General features: G+C 47.4%; 15 protein-coding genes. 5 read left to right on the forward strand and 10 right to left on the reverse strand.

Annotation, left to right across the window (positions count from 1 at the left end):
• Positions 1-263 precede the first annotated feature (263 nt).
• Both GZ78_RS18930 and GZ78_RS18935 read left to right on the forward strand, forming a co-directional pair.
• Entirely contained in the window at positions 264-707 is a 444-nt protein-coding gene (locus GZ78_RS18930; RefSeq protein WP_034839699.1) for a 2,4'-dihydroxyacetophenone dioxygenase family protein, read from the forward strand.
• 1 nt (position 708) lies between these two features.
• Positions 709-1,911, forward strand: a complete 1,203-nt coding sequence (locus GZ78_RS18935) for a cytochrome P450 (protein ID WP_034839701.1) — start codon at positions 709-711, stop codon at positions 1,909-1,911.
• 219 nt (positions 1,912-2,130) lie between these two features.
• Here GZ78_RS18935 and GZ78_RS18940 read toward each other — a convergent pair whose 3' ends face one another.
• The 4 genes from GZ78_RS18940 to GZ78_RS18955 form a co-directional block, all read right to left on the reverse strand.
• Positions 2,131-3,207 carry a dihydrolipoamide acetyltransferase family protein gene (locus tag GZ78_RS18940; protein WP_034840408.1) on the reverse strand — a complete coding sequence of 359 codons (1,077 nt, stop codon included), beginning with the start codon at positions 3,205-3,207 and terminating at the stop codon, positions 2,131-2,133.
• Between the two features lie 37 nt (positions 3,208-3,244).
• Positions 3,245-4,276 carry an alpha-ketoacid dehydrogenase subunit beta gene (locus GZ78_RS18945; RefSeq protein ID WP_051786344.1) on the reverse strand — a complete coding sequence of 344 codons (1,032 nt, stop codon included), beginning with the start codon at positions 4,274-4,276 and terminating at the stop codon, positions 3,245-3,247.
• On the reverse strand, positions 4,276-5,355 hold the full coding sequence (pdhA, locus tag GZ78_RS18950) for a pyruvate dehydrogenase (acetyl-transferring) E1 component subunit alpha (RefSeq protein ID WP_034840412.1): 1,080 nt from the start codon (positions 5,353-5,355) through the stop codon (positions 4,276-4,278). Before pdhA ends, GZ78_RS18945 begins: the two co-directional genes overlap by 1 nt.
• Before the next feature lie 100 nt (positions 5,356-5,455).
• Entirely contained in the window at positions 5,456-6,502 is a 1,047-nt protein-coding gene (locus GZ78_RS18955; RefSeq protein ID WP_034839704.1) for a Leu/Phe/Val dehydrogenase, read from the reverse strand.
• 343 nt (positions 6,503-6,845) lie between these two features.
• Here GZ78_RS18955 and GZ78_RS18960 point away from each other — a divergent pair, with 343 nt between their 5' ends.
• Positions 6,846-7,202 carry a PilZ domain-containing protein gene (locus GZ78_RS18960; RefSeq protein WP_034839706.1) on the forward strand — a complete coding sequence of 119 codons (357 nt, stop codon included), beginning with the start codon at positions 6,846-6,848 and terminating at the stop codon, positions 7,200-7,202.
• A 1-nt stretch (position 7,203) separates the two neighbouring features.
• Here the strand turns inward: GZ78_RS18960 and GZ78_RS18965 are convergent, their stop codons facing one another.
• The gene (locus GZ78_RS18965) at positions 7,204-7,692 is read right to left on the reverse strand and encodes a winged helix-turn-helix transcriptional regulator (protein WP_034839709.1); all 489 of its coding nucleotides are present in this window, start codon (positions 7,690-7,692) and stop codon (positions 7,204-7,206) included.
• 655 nt (positions 7,693-8,347) lie between these two features.
• Positions 8,348-9,445, reverse strand: coding sequence for an alanine racemase (gene alr / locus GZ78_RS18970; protein ID WP_034839712.1), 1,098 nt, complete (start codon positions 9,443-9,445; stop codon positions 8,348-8,350).
• A 361-nt stretch (positions 9,446-9,806) separates the two neighbouring features.
• On the opposite strand from alr, the gene GZ78_RS27700 reads away from it, so the two are divergent.
• Positions 9,807-10,685: an SMP-30/gluconolactonase/LRE family protein gene (locus GZ78_RS27700; protein WP_051786345.1), complete on the forward strand. Its 879-nt coding sequence runs from the start codon at positions 9,807-9,809 to the stop codon at positions 10,683-10,685.
• Here the strand turns inward: GZ78_RS27700 and GZ78_RS18980 are convergent.
• From GZ78_RS18980 to GZ78_RS27705, 3 genes are all read right to left on the reverse strand, one after another.
• A complete protein-coding gene (locus GZ78_RS18980) occupies positions 10,666-11,277 on the reverse strand; it encodes a DsbA family protein (protein WP_034839715.1) in 612 nt (203 codons plus the stop codon). The genes GZ78_RS27700 and GZ78_RS18980 overlap by 20 nt on opposite strands.
• Positions 11,278-11,299: 22 nt before the next feature.
• The gene (locus tag GZ78_RS18985) at positions 11,300-11,842 is read right to left on the reverse strand and encodes a BPSL1445 family SYLF domain-containing lipoprotein (RefSeq protein WP_152558836.1); all 543 of its coding nucleotides are present in this window, start codon (positions 11,840-11,842) and stop codon (positions 11,300-11,302) included.
• Positions 11,843-12,046: 204 nt separating this feature from the next.
• The gene (locus tag GZ78_RS27705) at positions 12,047-14,419 is read right to left on the reverse strand and encodes an autotransporter family protein (RefSeq protein WP_051786346.1); all 2,373 of its coding nucleotides are present in this window, start codon (positions 14,417-14,419) and stop codon (positions 12,047-12,049) included.
• Positions 14,420-14,613: 194 nt separating this feature from the next.
• On the opposite strand from GZ78_RS27705, the gene GZ78_RS19005 reads away from it, so the two are divergent.
• Positions 14,614-17,019, forward strand: coding sequence for an autotransporter family protein (locus tag GZ78_RS19005; protein WP_161787433.1), 2,406 nt, complete (start codon positions 14,614-14,616; stop codon positions 17,017-17,019).
• A gap of 475 nt (positions 17,020-17,494) precedes the next feature.
• Here the strand turns inward: GZ78_RS19005 and pdxA are convergent, their stop codons facing one another.
• Positions 17,495-18,496 (reverse strand): 4-hydroxythreonine-4-phosphate dehydrogenase PdxA, encoded by a 1,002-nt coding sequence (pdxA, locus tag GZ78_RS19010; RefSeq protein ID WP_034839727.1) that lies wholly within the window; start codon positions 18,494-18,496, stop codon positions 17,495-17,497.
• Positions 18,497-18,671 lie beyond the last annotated feature (175 nt).

Genomic DNA, 18,671 nt, shown 5'->3' on the forward strand with positions numbered 1-18,671 from the left:
TTAAATAGGTCAACTATTCGCACAAATCCAGTGAAAAAGCTGACTCGTTCTACTGAATTTTATGCTCGGACGCTATTCTCGGTCAGCCTCCTAGAGATTCCTCTAGATCAAAACCTGTGAATCAACGGTTTTCTGAGTGAGTAAGTCGGTTGCTTTATGTTATTCTGGCCGCTCGCCCACGTTGGCGCAGCAAACTCTAATAATAAAAAAGTGCGATTGTTGCTTGAGCATCTTTTAAAGCAGCAAATCAAAAGGTGATTCCTATGATTCGAGACGCGGTACATCTAGGTCAAGACGATCTCCCCTTTGTTGATATTGGTGATGGCAGTCTGCTCAAAGTATTACAGGTGAAAGCCGGAGAGGGCTTGTGGATTGTTGAGAATATCTTCAAGGCTGGATATGAACTGGACAAGCATCGCCATACTGGTCCTGTCTACGGCTATACCACCTCAGGTGCCTGGAAATACAAAGAATATGACTACGTGAATCGTGCAGGATCTTTTCTCTATGAGCCTGCAGGTTCTGAACACACCTTGCAATGCATTGAAGATAATACCCGGGTCTGGTTCCAAATGTATGGTTCCAATATCAACTTGGATGCAGAGGGTAATATCACTTCGGTGATGGATGGTCAGATAACTTTGGATTTCTATCTCGCAATGTGTGAAGAGCAGGGTTTACCCCGCCCCAACGTGCTGGTGGAGTGATATGGATATTGACGTATATTCCCCTGATAATTACCTTGCAGGTATCCCTCACGAACAGTTTTCCTGGTTGAGACAAAATGCTCCGGTATATTGGCATGATCATCCCGATGGCTCTGGCTACTGGGTGCTGACTAAACATGCTGATGTGATAAAAGTGTCGCGAGATTTTAAAACCTATTCAGCTCAGGAAGGTTTTGTTCTTGTTGATGACCTTCCTCCCGATCTGTTGGGAATGGCTCAAAACCAACTGTTAGGCATGGACCCTCCAAACCATGGACCTCTTCGCCGTTCTGTGATCGCCCGTGTTACTTCAAAACGGTTAATGGCTTTGGAGCCTATGATCCGGAGTGTTGCCCAGGAAGTTATGCTCAAAGCGAGTCGTGGCGGTGAAATGAATTTTGTGGAAGATCTGGCAGGAGATCTTCCAACAGCGGTTATCGGTTTGCTGCTGGATATTCCTCGAGAAATGTGGCCGCAGATTCGTAAGTGGTCCGACCTGCAAACCTCAGGTACTGATCCTGATCTTGGGGGTACTCCTGAAGAAATCGCTCAGGCTTCGGTGGAAATGGGTACCTATGGTTTCCAGTTGGCCAGTGAACGTCGTGGTCAGGGCGGGGATGATTTGATTTCCCTGTTGATCAATCAGGAGGTTGAGGGACGGCTCATTTCAGAGATGGAATTTGCTTCGCTATTTGTACAGATTACCGTTGCGGGGAATGAGACAACCCGTGGCTTGATTAGCTCAGGTATGTATGAACTGATCAAGCGTCCTGAATCTTACAGACATTTGGAAGCCAACCCTGATCAACTGCCTTTAGCCATTGAAGAAATGCTGCGTTGGACCTGCCCACTTCATTATTTTCGACGTACCGCTCTGTGCGACACAGAAATTGGCGGCCAGAAAATCAAGAAGGGCGATAAGGTGGTCATGATGTACAGTTCGGCCAATTTTGATGAGGACGTTTTTGATGATCCTATGACTTTTGATATCAGTCGTGATCCTAATCCTCATACTGCTTTTGGGCATGGCATACATCTTTGCCTGGGCGCTAATCTGGCAAGGATGGAGACTCGGATATTTTTTGAAGAGTTTTTCAAAACCTTTTCTGATATCGAGATGGCGGGAGAGCCCGCTTATATCCGTTCCAATAATATTCATGGGTTTAAACAGATGCCTGTCTGTGTTCATCCAAGAAAAAAATAATTATTGATCGTGGTGAAAAGAAAAAGCCAGCTTATAAAATCAATATAAGCCGGCTTTTTTGGTTTTTTTAAATGTTTAGGATTTGTCTTGAAATAACTTCCCGATTAAAACATGAACTCCGTTCACCCTGAGCCTGTCGAAGGGTGGTGGCTCTGGGCTTCGACAGGCTCAGCCCGAACGGGGGGGTGGTCAAAAAGGAAGTTATTTACGGACTATTCCTTAGTGTGACAAAGCTTCAAGCATGCAGTGCAGGAAGCGTGTTGCTTCACCGCCCGTGACTACTCGATGATCGAAGGTCAATGAGATAGGAAGAATACGATGATTCTCAATCTGACCGTTTTCGTTCACCACTCGGGTTCTTAATCGACCCACTCCAATGATACAGACCATTGGAGGCACTACGATCGGGGTAGCAAACTGACCTGCAAAGACACCAAAGTTGCTGAGTGTAATGGTTCCACCCTGCATTTCTGACTGAGGGAGGCTGCGCTCCTTAACCGCTTTTCGAAAATAATTGATGCTGTCTCTCAAAGAGTCAGCGTCACGCTTTTCGGCATCTTTGATGACGGGAACAAAAAGTCCGTCATCACTGTCAACAGCCAGGCCAAGGTTAACAGAAGTAAAGACTTCACGGCTCATCACTGTTTCATCAAACCAGGCATTGAGAGCGGGCTCTTCCTTGCAGGCAATCGTAATGGCCTGAATCAGTCGGACAGTAATGTCTGTTCCTTTTGGCCAGTGCTCAATATCCACATCATCAAACAGAGTGACAGGTACCACTTCTGCATGGGATTGAGCCATGGTGCGAGCCATGTGTTTTCTGACCCCTTTTAAAGGCTCAGGATTTTCCAGTGGATAACTGTGTCGAATGGAATCTCTGCCAACCCCTTTCGGATCGATGGATACACCGAGCTTGGCAGCCAGGTCGCTGATATTACCTCTGGCAGCAGCAGCGGGTGCTTTACCAGAATCGGGTGGAGTCCCGATAAAAAAATCATCGTCAGAGCTGTCGTCATGAGTGGCCGTTGCCAGCTGTCCCACTACCGTGCCGGCATCTTCCTGATCACAGACAAACTCCAGAAGAGGAGCTCCGGTCATAATGGTGTCGCCAGACTGGCCATACAGTTTTGCCACAACACCGGTTGCCGGTGAAGGCACATCGACAATGGCTTTAGCGGTTTCGACAGAGACTATGATTTGATCTTCCGTGACGGAGTCGCCTTCCTGGATATGCCATTTAACAATGTCGGCTTCCGGAATGCCTTCACCCAAGTCGGGCAGGTTGAAAAATTTCATGTTGTTGTCCATCTATTGAGCAGCCCTGCTGCTGAAATCAGTGATACGCCAGTGTTTTCAGGGATGCCTTGATTATGTCGTCAGGCTGGGGAAGATAATGATCTTCCATCCGGTAGTAAGGCATGGTGGTGTCGTAACCGGTCACCCGCTCAATGGGCGCTTTCAAATCCATGAGTGCTTCGCATGCAATTTCGGCGGCAATTTCTGCACCTACGCCAAAGCTCCGGCAGGCTTCATGAATGATCACGCAGCGGCCCGTTTTTCGAACTGAGGTCAGAATGGTTTCCATATCAAGCGGTTTGATCGTAGCGACATCGATGACTTCAACTGAAACACCGTATTGTTCCAGTGTTTTAGAAGCCTGAAGGGTTTCACTGACCGAAGCTCCCCAGCTGATCAGCGTGAGGTCATTGCCTTCTTTGAGGGTAAAACACTTGTCCAACGGTAACAGAGCCGTGTTTTCTGATACTTCCTGCTTTACCGCACGATAGATGCGTTTGGGTTCCAGAAACAGAACCGGGTCAGGCTCATTGATGGCAGAGCGGAGCAGTCCGTAAGCTCTGACAGGAGATGAGGGTATGACGACTCTAAGCCCTGGAATATGGGCAAACAGTGCTTCTGTACTTTCAGAATGATGCTCGGGAGCATGAATGCCACCACCGAAAGGCGCTCTGACAACCATCGGGCTGGTGAGGCGCCCCCGGGTTCGATTCCGCATTCTGGCGGCATGACAAATCAGCTGTTCCATGGCTGGGAAGATGAATCCCATGAATTGAATCTCGGCAACAGGCTTAAGGCCTTGGGCTGCCATGCCTACACTAATTCCTGCGATCAGGGTTTCTGCCAGTGGAGTGTCCATGACTCTTTTCAGGCCATACTTATCTCTCAGGCCTTGAGTTGCCCGAAAGACGCCACCATTAACTCCAATGTCTTCACCCAGAAGTACCACGTCAGGGTCTTTTTTCATGGCATGGTCTAAGGCCAGGTTGATGGCCTCAACCATGGTGATTTTCTTCGTCGTGTTATCCACAGCCGGTCGGACCAGATTTTCAGAGACTGAACTGTTCATCAGTGCATTCCTCCATCGACTTTAGCCATGGCTTGTTGCTTTTGCTTCTCCAGTTGGGCGGGCATGTTGGCGTAGTGGTAATCAAAGAGATCGCTGATAGGGGGAAGGGGTGTTTCCAGATAGGTTTTGACTTCTTTCTCAACCAGAGTGGCAGCTTCCTGTTTGAGCTGTTGCTCTTTTTGCTCATTCCACAGACCACGATGATAGAGAAAGTTTCTAAGTCGTTTTATCGGTTCTTTGTTCCAGGCATCCTGCAGCTCTTCACTGCTACGGTAGCGGCTGGCGTCATCGGCAGTAGTGTGATCACTCAAGCGGTAACTGATGGCTTCAATCACCGTAGCACCTTTGCCACTCCGGGCGCGTTTGATGGCTTCACTAACGACTTCATGCAGTGCGACCACATCATTGCCATCTACTTGTACGGAAGGCAAGCCGGCTGAAATACCTTTTTGAGCTAAAGTGGGGGCTCCCGACTGAATCTTGCGTGGAACGGAAATAGCCCACTGATTGTTATTGATAATAAATACCAGAGGGAGTTGCCAGGTACCGGCAAGGTTCAGGGCTTCTGTAAAGTCCCCTTTGGAAGTGGCGCCATCGCCAAGAGAGACCACCGCAACCTGGGGTTCGTGTCGGATTTTTATCGCTGTTGCCACCCCCGCAGCATGGCCTGCCTGAGTGGCAATAGGTACACAGTTGGGGAAGTCATGGCCCCAGGCTGGACTGGAACTGCCGCGTTCATCTCCACCCCAGTAAAGCATGACATCGGACAGTGGAACCCCTCGCAACATTAAGCCAGGAAGGTCACGGTAGTAAGGAATCAGCACATCTTTTTTCTCCATCAGAGAACAGGAAACAGTGCTGATAGCTTCCTGTCCGAGACAGGAAGGATACGTGCCCATCTGACCAGTTCTTTGCAAGGCAATGGCCTTGGCATCTCCCGCTCTGGCTATAACCATGGTGCGGTAATAGTGAATCAGGGTGTCCTTATCTTCAGTCCACTCAGGCAGTCTCTGAAGAACTTCTCCTTCCTCATCAAGGTATTGATAGAAGGGAATCTGACAGGAATCTTTAGCTTTCATCAGGTGCGCTCCTGCATTTTTTACCATGGGGTTCTGATCACCGGGGTGACAAAAACTTGCATGCCCATAGTTGTAATTGGGATTAGCTGTAAACAGTCAGTCAGGCGCTCAGCTGTCCGGATTGTTCTCCATACAGCAGAACTTCTGCCATATGATCGGCAATCAGGCTGCTTGGAGCCTGATGTTGCTGCTCATGGCGATACACCTGCAGCAAAGTATCTTCTATGGCATTGATACGATGATTCATTTCGTTTTGTGATTTTCCTTGATATGTCATCGCAACGAAGATTAGCCCACCTGCGTTAATCAGGTAGTCCGGCGCATAGAGAATGTTCCTGTTAAACATTAACTGGCCACACTCGGGGGTCAGTAGCTGATTGTTTGCAGAACCTGCCACAGCGGCGCATTGCAGCTGGTTGATGGTATCTTCACTTAGAATTCCTCCTAGGCCGCAAGGACAGAAAATATCGCAAGGGACTGAATAGATTTCTTCCGCGCTGACGGCTTTCGCCCCAAATTCCTGAACGCAATGCTGAACTTTTTGTTCATCAATATCGGTAACAATCAGTTTGGCGCCGTCCTGATGCAGTAACTGGCACAGGGCAAAACCCACGTTACCCAGTCCCTGAACCGCTATCGTCATACCTTTCAGTGAGAGACCCAATTCCCGATGCGTTTTTAGCGTGGCCTGAATGCCTTTGTAAACTCCAAGAGCTGTTGAGGGAGCAGGATTGCCGCTCGAAGAGGTGCAGGAAACGTGTTGAGTTTGAGTAGCGATGGTATCCATATCAGAAACTCTTGAACCGCTGTCCATTGCTGTAATGTAGCGGCCTCCCAGTTCGTCTATGAATTGGCCAAAAGCCTTGAACAACTTTTCTCGATCATAGGAGCCTTCTGGCTCCATGATGACTGATTTACCTCCACCCAGATCCAGACCGGCAAGAGCAGCTTTATAGCTCATACCCTGGGCAAGACGGACAGCATCAGTGACCGCATCTTCAGTTGATGTGTAGGGGATAATTCGACATCCGCCGAGGGCTGGCCCTCTTCGGGTGTTATGAATGGCAACGATTGCTTTGAGGCCTGAGGCTTCATCGTATTTCAGATGAATGTCATTGAGCCGGGCCTCTGTTATCTGTCTGAACATAACGGGATCCCTCCGCATGTATCAGAGCTGATAAGGCTCTGTTTTAATTATTGTTTTTATTATAGTTGCTCAGGGTCAGGGTTATGGCCCTTTGCAGCGATGATAGAAGCTTTTAGCCCCTCCAGCGATTACAAAACATCGGCAGGTGTATTGTCAACTGAAGGATTGTAAAGCAGAGAATCTCTCCAGGCATTGATGAGGGCTTGTGGAGAAAAAATCGTTTTTTGAGAAACACTTCTCACTGAAAGCGAAGCAGTAATAAAGAATTATGGTTGGGGATTTTTGTCATCGCGACGAAAAGCCGGTATCTTGGAAATTGGCTCTATGAAACAGAGGACGTGTCATGACGGATACTGTACTTGAGAAGCGGCGCTATCCACGCAAGGTTTTGGCTGAGCCCGCCCAGGTTATGGACAATGACAGTGGCCAGTTACTGGGGGTGCTGGAAGACGTCTCCAGGGGGGGATTCAGCATTCTTGCTGACCAGTCGATCAGGCTGGAAGATGTCAGAAATATAACCATGGTACTGCCCGGTCTAAACGACACGGCTCACCATGTAACGCTTGTGGCCAAATGCGTATGGTGCCAGTCTGGCAATAAACAGGGCGATCATTCCAGGGACTTTGCCGCAGGATTCCAGCTTCATGATATTGAAGAGCAGGATGCTGTCGCCCTGAATTATTTCATCAGGGATTACTGAGTCAATCAGGAATAGGGAGATTCAGTGTTTCTTTCAGTTCTTCCATGACAATGTAGCTTTTGGATTCCCTGACACCGGGAAGCTTCAGCAGTATGTCGCCCAGCAGTTCCCTGTAAGAGGCCATTTCTGAAATACGGGCTTTGATCAGATAATCAAAGTTACCGGAAACCAGATGACATTCCAGTACGTTAGGCAGGGATACAACCGCTTTTCGAAACTCGTCAAAAATGTCTGCAGACTTGGTGTATAGACTGATTTCGACATAGATCAGCAAACCAGCTTGAAGAAACTGGGGATTTAATCGGGCACAATAGCCCTGAATAATACCTTCCCGCTCTAGACGCTTGACCCTTTCCATGCAGGGTGTGGTGCTCAGACCCACCCGATCCGCCAGATCCACATAGGAAATACGACCATTTTCCTGGAGTGTGCGAAGAATGTTGCGATCAATCCTGTCCAGTTGCCGGACGACTTCTTTTCGACTTCTCATTTCAGCAATCGTCTGATTCAGGTAGTCAGGAGTCTGATGTGTAAAAGTAACCTGGCCTGTTGCTCAAGAAGAACGTTCATCTTTTGCAATGATTTGGATTAAACAGATTAACTGTTTGTACAAACTCAGTGAAAAAATATCTCGTCCCACACAACTTGATGCTCAAGCGTTACTCTCGATCAGTCTCCCAGGGAATCTAACCTGGGTATTTCATGATTACTTAACCGGAATATTCCATGAAGACACATTCAAGCATCCTTCAGGCTGTCTCAAGTTAAGAGTTCTGAGGCTTTACCGCGAAAATTATTTCATCCTTACAGGAAAGGAAATAATTTTCTTAGCTCATGGCTGTTTATTGCCATGAAAAACCGTTTTCTTCATTGACTCTCATCGTTATAGATGAAGAAGAATGTTTTTCATCTTCTTTTGGGCATGGTGGAAACTATCGGAATATTCCCGAGTGTAAATTTACACAGCGGTGCCCATTCAGCCGTGGCTGGTGGCCGTCAAAACAGAGCCTCAGTCACGGGCTCAGAAGAGTATGGCACGCGCAGAAAATATACAAGGGCTGAATCGGTTGTGCAATGTAAAGGAATGGATAGATGCTCCGGTTCCCAAGGCTTTCTGGGCAATCGGACAACTTTTTAAGATGAACTCAGGCAGTCTCTTTATGTTTAACTTGTTGAGTATATGAGACAGGAACCCGGTTCAGGTTGCAGAGCAGTTGATAAGGGATTGTGCCTGCATGCCTTGCAATCTCAGTAACAGGCAGATCTTTACCCCAAAGCAAAGCAGGGTCTCCTACGTTGACTCCTTCAACCTCTGACAGATCAATCGTCAGCATATCCATTGATACACGGCCTATCAGGGGTACTGACTGACCATTGACGACAACAGGTGTGCCATTAGGAGCCAGAGGGTAGCCATCAGCGTAACCTATGGCGATTACACCTAAGCGAGTCGTCTTTTGTGTCACCGCGGTGCCAGCATAACCTACGGGACTGCCAGCAGGTATTTCCTTGATACTGATGATGGCTGATTGGAGTTCCATCACAGGTTTGAGTGTTGACTCGATCTCATGGGAGCGATCAAAAGGAGACGCACCGTACAGCATCAGTCCGGGTCTGCTCCAGTCGGCTCTGGCGCTGGCACAATGAATCAGACCAGCAGAGTTCGCAATGCTTCTTTCACCGGGCAGGCCCAGAGTGTGTCTTTCAAAGGTTTCAAGTTGCTGAAGAGTGTAGCCATTGTCGGGTTCGTCGGCGCAGGCCAGATGAGTCATCAGCAGGATCTCATTAATCCAGGGCAGTTGCTCCAGTCTTATCCAGGCATCACGATACTGATCGGGAAGAATTCCCACCCTGTGCATACCAGAATCCATTTTCAGCCAGACTCGTACCGGTTTATCCAGAGGTGTTTGTTCAAGTATTCTTATCTGTTCTGGATTATGTACGACAATATCAAGGTTTTCTGAGGCGATCTCGGTCAGCTCGGATGGATCAAAGAAGCCTTCCAGGATCAGCATTCGGTTTCTGATACCAGCGGCTCTCAGCTCAAGCGCTTCCTCAATGCAGGCAACTGCAAAACCGTCAGCTTCATCCGACAGAGACTGAGCACAGCTAATGGCACCATGACCATAGGCATCGGCTTTCACAACGGCCAAAGCGTTGCCTTCACCTGCCAGTGATTTTGCCAGTCGATAGTTATGCTTGAGAGCGTCAAGATGAATGACGGCTCTGGCCGGACGACTCATAGCTGTCGTGTTTCCCCCGAGTCAAATCAAACAGCGATGAGTGCAAAGTGCAGCTCATGCTGAAGTCTGAAAATGGCAACAAAATCTAAACACGCTGCATTTTCATAATTATCTGAATGCTATCAGCTAATAAGTTATTGCTCTTTAAGTGTTTTTATTAATTCTATTAGCGACTAGATAATACCCTGTATAGCTATATCTCCCTACACTTTGTTTCTTAATGTTCTAAACGAATGCCCCTCATGTGTATCTAAACTGTTTCTCCAGCATGAACCGCCATAAGCGAAGAGAACTATTTTTCGTCACCCCGAAAAATGACTACTCGACGTAGCAAAATACTTCCACGGCAAGGTGAGGTTGTATGATTTTTGTTGAAGGACTGGAGCATCCCGAATCAGTTATGAGATTAAGCGACGGTGGTTGGCTTATTTCGGAGGTAGGTCAAGAATCCGGTCGTCTGATCCGGGTTTCTGCTTCAGGAAAAGAGCGTTCTGTTTTTGCGCAGATAGGCAGACCTAATGGTATTTTGCAGGATCCCCGCGATGGTTGTATCTGGGTTGCAGAAACCCTTGAACCATCACTGGTTAGAATCAGGCCGGATGGCTCAGTAGCTGAAACTATTTCAGGAAACAGTGAGTGTCCGTTTCTCTGGCCCAACGATATGGCTCTGGGGCCTGATGGCGCTATTTATCTAACGGACTCAGGTATCAGAGTATCGGATTTGATCACAAAAGATGGGCCTGATCCTGAAATCTGGGAAGGGCAAATGAAGGGAAAGCTGTTTCGAATTGATCCTGTCAGTAAACGTGTTGATTGTCTCGATCAGGGGTTTTATTTTGCCAATGGGATTGCTTTTGCTCCTGATGGAAAACTTTATATCAGTGAGTCAGTAACAGGCCATATTTATCGCTATGAGTTCACGGACAGGCTGGTGGTCTCAAGCCGGGAGCTGTTTGTATCTGTCACCGACACCTCGGGTCCATGTCGCGTTGTAGGACCGGATGGAATAACGTTTGATACGAAAGGAAATCTGTACGTGGCCATGTTTGGTCAGGGGCATGTGGCCACGGTTTATCCCAACGGGGAAATTCATCGAACAATTGTCACCAGAGGCTCATGTCCTACAGATGTCGTGTTTGGTGGAGATGGCAGTAAAAGGCTTTATATTGCTGAATATCAGCGAGGCAGGGTTGAAATAGCAGAAGTTCAGGGTGATGGTTTTACTGGATATGATCATTAATTTCCGCCAGAATTTTCTCTGAAGACTGATAGTTGAGGGCCAGCGGAATAGCTTGATCATCTTTCAACAAGACCAGTGAAGGAAAACCTCTGGCTGGTAGTTGTTGGTAGATCTGGATGTGTTCCATGAGGTGAGTGTTGATCAAGCTGGATTGTAGATGTTCTCTGAATTTCGGAATATTTAGGCCCAACGCTTCGGCAAAACGAACCAGAACCTCTTCATCAGAAGGGTTTTGGGCGTTCAGATAATAGCCTTCCTGAATCGCAAGAATCATAGCTTCTTCGGCACCCTGCTCGGCAGCAGCCAGAACCGCCCGGCAAGCAGGGTAAGTGGACCTTCGGGGTTCACACTCTTCCCAGAAGTCAAAATTGAATGGGGTGCCTAACTGCTGATGAATAGTCTGCCAGGTGGAACGGATCATCTGTCTGAGTTCATCAGGCATGGGTTCATTACTGTCGGGTGCCAATCCACCCAGAATATTGGTATAGCTGATCCCTTCTGGCAATGAGGTTTTAACCTTTTCCCAGGTGGGCTTGAACCCCCAGCACCAACTGCACATGGGGTCGTGTAAATAGATCAGTCTGGCATTCATATTGAGGCTCTGTGAAGTGATATTATTTTTCAATTTTGGTTATTTTCGAGCCTTCAAGGGTCAGGTTATACATCAGCCCTTTGTTATCGCTGATAAAACCAATGATGGGGGCTTTGGCGGTTTTAGTATCAATGGCTTCTCCGGCACCAAATTCTGCAATTGCGATACTGCCATCGACCCCGGCTTCCCAACCTTCACTGTTCACGAAGTCGTTTAATGCTTGTTGAGTCATGAACATAACGACCTGAGATCGAACCTGTGCACCCAACTGGAAGCCGATAGACGCTGAAATGATGTTGTAATAGCTCTGTATCTTACCTCCCTGTAAAAGTGCACCTTCACCGTATTCTCCACCAATCACCAGGCCTCCTTTCAGGACCTTGGGAAAGACCAGTATCCCCCTCGCTTTTCTACCCAGTGATTGTGCTGCACTGCTTTTTGAATACAAGTTCTTCAGTGCTTCATGGACCGTGGCATTGAGCTCAGTGCTGGAAGCGGCATGAGCAGAAAAAGAGAAAAAGAGAATAAACGCCGTTACGAGGAGATGTCTGAGAGGTACCATCATGAAGCCATTCCAGAAATTATTATGAGTCAAAGGGCGCGATCTGGCAGTAACAGAGCCAGCTTAATTGTCCGGGCAGATATTACCAGATAAAGCGTTTGAAGGACGTATTGGAGGCAGTATTATTGAGAAGTGTGTCAGGTCGCGGGCAAGGTAAAACGGGAGTACAACACTCTGATGCAGAGTCCCCCCCGAAAGCGTCAAAACTTAGAAGTCGTATTTCATTCTCAGATAATAGTTCTGGGCTTTGTAGTCAGACTTCTGGTTGAGTTCATAGCCCACTACGAAACTCATGTTATCGTCACGGCGGTAGGTCAGGTTGGCAGAAACCTGAAAGCTGTTCTTAACTGCGTCAGCACCCTTGGTGGTAAAATCGGTTCCACCCAGTACATAGCGAGTGGTGGTTTCTATTTCATCACCCTTGAAGTCATGCCAGGCCATCAGTCTCAGAGAAGGTTCGATTTCACCTTTTTTGAGGCTGAATTCCTGACTCAGCTCAACGCCAGCACCTAGCTCAACCTTCTGATACTTCTGGCTGTCCACTTCTAAAGCAAAACCGGTTGAATATTTATCTTCCTCTTTGAAGCTTTCGCTTTTCACCATGGCATAGTTAAAACCGACCATGGGCACTACTTTCATCCGGCCATAGCTTTGATTCAATCCGGCCATTGCCGTTAGGCCAAATTGCCTGCTCTTGTAGTCCGAAGAAATTGCGGTATCCACAAAGCCGTCGATGTAGCGGTTACGCTTGTTGTCACTTTGACCTACGTTAACCACGCCATCTACGAACCAGTTGTCCTGTTCCCAGGAGCCATACAGGCTGAGCTGATAGTTCTTGATAGTCGAGTTGTCGTTGGAGTCGTGTTTGTTTACATCAACATTCGCCATGGTAAAGGCTGCACCCAGAAGATACTGATCATTGATGGTGGTTTCGGTTCCCAGTGTCAGGCCACTTAGGTCTGCATCGAAACCAAAAACTTTGTCCCCACCGTCGTTTCTGCGATCATCCTGGCTAACGTCTGAGTCCAGGAATTGCACCCAGAAGCCCTGATTGGAGTAAGTGCCGCCGTAGGCGAGTCCATTGTTTGGCTGGTCATCTTCCTGAACGGCTCTGACATGAGACAGTACGTTGCTTTTAACCTTGGCTTCGGTAGTCACGTTAGTGATCTGGATGGCGTCAGAGTTATTGAACTTACTTTCTCTGGCAACCGAAGCCAGTTTTTTCACATCCGTGATCGTAGCGATGGTGCGGTAAAAGTTGTTAAAGCTGGTGGAGTTCGATGAATCCTGTGTCAGCGTGGCGAGAATACCGGCCAAAGCTTCTTCTGTAGTGGCACCTGCTCCTACTTCGGCAGCAAGAGCTTTAAGGAATTCAGGTGATCTGGGTGTTACGTCTGCACCTAAAACCGTGCCGCTCAGAGTTAATGTAGGCGAGTTGATTAATACGGAATGCTCAACTGTAACACCAGACAGACCACCTGCTACGTTAAGGTTGGTGGCTTCAATGATTTTTGCGTCTTCGACTTTAGTGCCTGACTCAATCACTTCCTTGGATGGTATAATTCTCAGCTTTGAACCGGTGCCAATATTGGCAGTGCCGCTCACCACAAGAGCTGCGTTGGTGGCTGAGTCTGTTTCCAATTCTGTTTTGATCAGGCCTGTTGGATCTACAGTCAGATCACCATTGATTGTTTGCGACCCCACTTTGTCAAAGCTGGCAGTGCCATAAACATAGACGTGTGCTCCACCGGAAACTTTGTTGATATCACCCCTGAAGCTGGTTACGTCAGAACCCGAGCTATGGACATTGATGGTCTCAATGTTTTCAATGTCTCCGCCAAAGGTCGAATGACCATCGGTAGTCAGAGTGTCGCCTGCTCCGGTATAACCGAGAAGCTTTCCAGCAAGATAACCTGAGTCCACAGTCATTGTGAGGGCGCCACCGGCATTACTGAAGTCAACAGAAGTGTCGCCATTGGTCAGTAGCTGACCATTCTTGACTACAATCGAGGCACCTGAGCCTAGACGGCCTCCATCCACAGCCTTTATTGCAGTTTGGCCCTGGAGAATGCCTGACACGATCAGAGTGCCGAGCATCTCTTCTTCAATTCTGAAAGCGTCACCTTGCTCTACTTTGACTTCCGCACCCAGATAAGATTGGCCAATATTGATTTGTACAACGCTGTCGGTTCCATCTCTCAACAAGATACCGTGTGTTGTTCCTTTACCATAAATACCCGCAGACACTGCTCTGAAAGGAAGGTTAATGGCGTAACCTGAATTAGCTTTCCTGTACAGAATAACCGCTATTCCGTCTTCATTGTTGTTATAAATATTGAGGGGCAGATAGGCAGAGTTCTGTACCTGGAAGGTACCGTTGTCTGCATCCAGAATAAAGGCATAGTCATCACCGTCTCCGGCATAGACATTAAAGGTAATTGCTCCGGAAAATCCGCTGGCTGCATAGGTATCACCGTTGTTAGTAACGACAGTTACAGCATCCGATGTGGCGGCAAAAAATGGAACTGTCGCAGCAATGACTGCAGCGAGAGTCTTTTTCTTGAACAGGCTCTTGTTCATCTTTTCTTCCTTGCAGTAAAGGGCTGCGACTTTTTCTAATTTGAGAACTGGTTGAATCCTCTATCGGCGGATAGCTGGGAATAGTTCAGGGTTAAAGAAAAAAAATCGGAAGAAAAAAGACGGACTTTTGTAAATGGATATATCAAGAGGTCGATATTTCCCTAATCCGGTAGCTATGAATGGAATCAGAGGCCATGAGAAAAGACAGGAAGTCAGGAAAGCGCAGCACTCTTTCGAGGTTTAATTCTTGTAAAACAGGTCTGGCGGTTGCTATCTCTGCCGTAATCGGTATGACGAGTCAGAGTGCCTATTCCAAGCGGGTAGTGACCAGCAGTGAAACCATCGAGCTGAACAATATTATCCAGGCAGAACCTGAGGATGAAACAGCGATTGAAATTCGAAACCCTTCCAGCAAAAGTGTGCTGTTGATTGAGGGGTTGGTTTTAAATCCGGATACCCAGGGCAATGCCAAGTCAGCCGTTCGATATATTGGCAAGAGCTCAGGTTTTCTTCTCTGGCTGGGAACAAAAGGCAAGATAAGGGGGGATGGGCAGGCAGATGGTATTCTGATTGATGGTGGTCAGGATCCTGATGCGGGGAATCCCCTGGCGGTCAACTTTGGCATTATGCGGCTTGAGGGAGAGGTTTACTCTGCCAATGGCGCTGCCATTCGATTACGAGAGCCTGCTACTGGCGTTATTGAAGTGGGGGTTAATGCCAGGCTGACCGGTAATATAGCGATTGTTGCTCAGGATAATGGTGGGCTAAGTGATTTTTCCTGGATCAGCAGCTCAGGGGAAATAACAGGTCAAAGCGGTACAGCCATTGATTTTAGTAATGCCAGCAACCGACTTTTGCTTCAGGTACATGATGGCCGCATTGACGGTGATATTGTGGGCACAAGCACGGCTAATATTGTCGATATTGTCGAATTGAGAGGGGGGGAAGTCGACGATATTCTGAGTGTGGAGCAGATCATTATTTATGATGAAGATAAAGAAGTGAATGATATTCCTGCTCTCAAGGGGAGTGTTTCCCAAGGCTCCAGTACGGAGCTCCCTGATTTGCATGTAAGGGGGCCATTGAAAGTGGGCAATGACTCCACCACTCAACAGACTCTGGAAGTGGATATTCAGCAATCTGGCACCGGACGTCTGGTTATTTCTTTGCCTGAAAATGCGACTACAACGGTGCCTGTTGTGGTGACCGGGCAAGCCAGCTTTGGGACTTCACCCGCTATTCAAATATTTCCAACTGGCAAAGCGTATACCGACTTATTGAATGAACAGTCTCCTGCTACTTACAAAGTCATTCAGATTGATGGAGGACTGTCTTCAGAGACAGAACAAAATATTCAGATCTATGTCAGCCCTTTGATTACCCTGGAAGAAAAAGTCAATCCGGGTGCCAATAATGTTCTGGAAGTTAAGGTGACTGCCAGACCTCCCAGTGTGATTGAAGAGACCATTGATCAGGCTGGCGGTGGTGAGGGTTCGGAAGATGCTCTCTCGAGTCTGCTTGGTCGAGTTGTTGAAATGCTGGGGTCTTCGGACCAGGCTTTAATTGACGAAGCGCAGCCGCTCTATAACCTGATTGCCAGTATTCCCAGAGAGGAGGCCGTGAGTCTGGTTAAGCTGGCCAGAGAGAGCAGAATCAATGGTGGCATGGCCCTGGAAGTAGATGATATCGCCAGAAGAAAAGTGATGCGGCAGGTTTCTCACAGACTGAGATCAATCAGCTTTGGTGACAGTGTGGAGAATCGAGGGTTCTGGTTTCAGCTATTGAAATCAGATGCTCATAAGAAAGACTCCAAAAACAGTACCGATGATCGGATTCTTGGGTATGAGCTGGATGTTAGTGGAATCACATTGGGTCTTGAAAAAGAGTGGGATGAATGGATCTATGGAGGTGCCATTACCCTGGTAACCTCAGATACCAGAAAACATCATTCAAGCGATTCTGCCCAGGCTAACAACTATCAACTCAGTCTTTATGGTTCCTGGCAGCACAAAGGCTGGTTTGTGGATGGTATTGCCAACCTTGGTTTTTCAAAGCACGATCGCACGCGATACATCGATGGTTTTTTTGATACGCCTTTAAAAGCCTCTTATGACAGCCAGATCGCTGGCTTCCAGATACTGACGGGTAAAAGTCTGCAATGGCTGGAATATACGCTGGAGCCTATGTTGGGGCTTAACTATACCTACCTCCATTCAGACAGTTATCAGGAAGAAGATGCCGGAACAACAAGTCTGGCTCAGGCCGTTGAAAGCAGCAGTATCCAGAAGATTGAGTTGGGCGCCGGTCTGCTGGTAAAAAGAAGCTGGACGTTCCGGTGTGCTGAGCTGGAACCCAGTTTACAATTGATGTTCTGGCACGATCTTAAAGGCCAGAAGCTGGAAACCACATCCAAGTATCTGATTGGTTCTCAATCTTTTACAACACAGGGTGCTGATCCTGAGCGAAACAGCCTCGAAGGTACTCTGAATCTGGATTATCGCAAGAGTGATACTTTCACTTTATCTGTCGGTTATAGCCGCGTTCAGAAATCGGATTATCGCAGTGATAATTACTATTTAAAATTCAAGTACGATTTTTAATTAGATTGCTGCTGAATCCTGAATGAATTGATGCGATTTTTTAACGGTCAGTAAAAAATTAACTAACCTTTCCAGTCTGATTAGTAAACCATGGGCAATTAAACAGACAGGCTGAAATTATGTTAGTTAGTGCCTGTCCAGCTTCGAACAATATCCTTGTCTTATTCAAAAGCTCTGGTCTGAGTATTTTCAACATCAAAAGCAGTACAGTTTGACCTTTACCGTAAACGGTATGTCTTTTGGTACCCAGGCACTGCCAACGGCCAGTTACCTGGGAAGAGAAAGGGGTCTGGTGGATCCCCGGAATTTGTCGAACATTATCTGGCCAGAGTGAAACAAAATAGAAAATATCCAGTTTATGTGGAAGAAAAATTTAATGGTTTCCAGGGCATTTGCTGACATGGGTGGGTATACCTGATGATGTTATCTCAATGTTCTTTTTTCACGCCTGGAACTGCGGGTGAAAAGTTGGATGTCAGGGAATAGAAGTACCTGCCTTGGAAAGGTAACTGATTGCGACTTTTATCGCTTCAGTCATGCTGACAGCAGACGCTATTCCTTTTCCGGCAATGTCGTAGGCTGTGCCGTGATCGACAGAAGTTCTTAAAAAGGGCAAGCCACAGGTAATGGAAATGGTTTTATGGAAGTCCACCATCTTTGTCGCGATATGCCCCTGATCGTGATAAAGCGAGAGCACTGCATCATACTGACCATTCAGTGCCTGATGGAACACTGAATCAGCCGGCAAGGGGCCAGACACGTTCAGCCCCAGTTGCTGCAGCTCATAGACAGCAGGTTCAATTTCTTTCTGTTCTTCGTATCCAAACAGTCCTTTATCACTGCAATGAGGGTTCAATCCTGCAATGGCCAGATGGGGGGCTTCAACGCCAAGGGATCTTAGGGCTTCAATAGCTCTACCGGCGCATTGAATCAGATTGTTTCGGGTAACATAGTCACAGGCTGACCTGAGTGACAGGTGTCGTGAAAGGAAAAACACTTTCAGACCAGCAACCTGAAACAGAGTCAGTGGGTTTTGGGTATCTGTCAGGTGGGCAAGAATTTCTGTATGCCCGGTCTGTTGGATACTTGCTGCGTTCAGGGACATCTTGTTAATGGGGGGAGTCACAAGTGCTTGGACGTGCTTGGCAACGGCAAGCTGTGTAGAAAGCAAAAGACAGTCGTAGGCCATCTTTCCAGCTGCCGCTGAAACAATGCCGATCTCAATAGTTTGGGGTGGGGGTTCTGGTTCAATGATATTGAGTATGCCTGGATGAGCTTCAAACTCTTCGCAAGAGCGGATGAGTTTGAGGGTAAGAGGCAAATGACAGACCGAGATGGCTTGCTGAAGAATATGCACATAGCCGACAACTAACAATCGACAGATGTTTGAGAAGTCGTTGGTTGAAACTGCCTTTGCCAGTATTTCCGGACCGATACCGGCTGGGTCACCCATTGGAATACAAATCAGAGGTTTCATTACTCACTGCAACATCTGGCTGGATTCAGTCTAATTCACAACGATGAGTTTAGAGCATGGCGTCTGAGAGATTAAACGAGAATAGACAACCCGCCCCCAAGTCCAGAAAGAACGGCTATCTTTTGCACTGAATTTGTTCAAATAGGTGAGCTAATTGCTCAAATCCAGTGAAAAG

It is taken from the genome of Endozoicomonas numazuensis, assembly GCF_000722635.1.
GTDB classification, from domain to species: Bacteria; Pseudomonadota; Gammaproteobacteria; order Pseudomonadales; family Endozoicomonadaceae; genus Endozoicomonas_A; species Endozoicomonas_A numazuensis.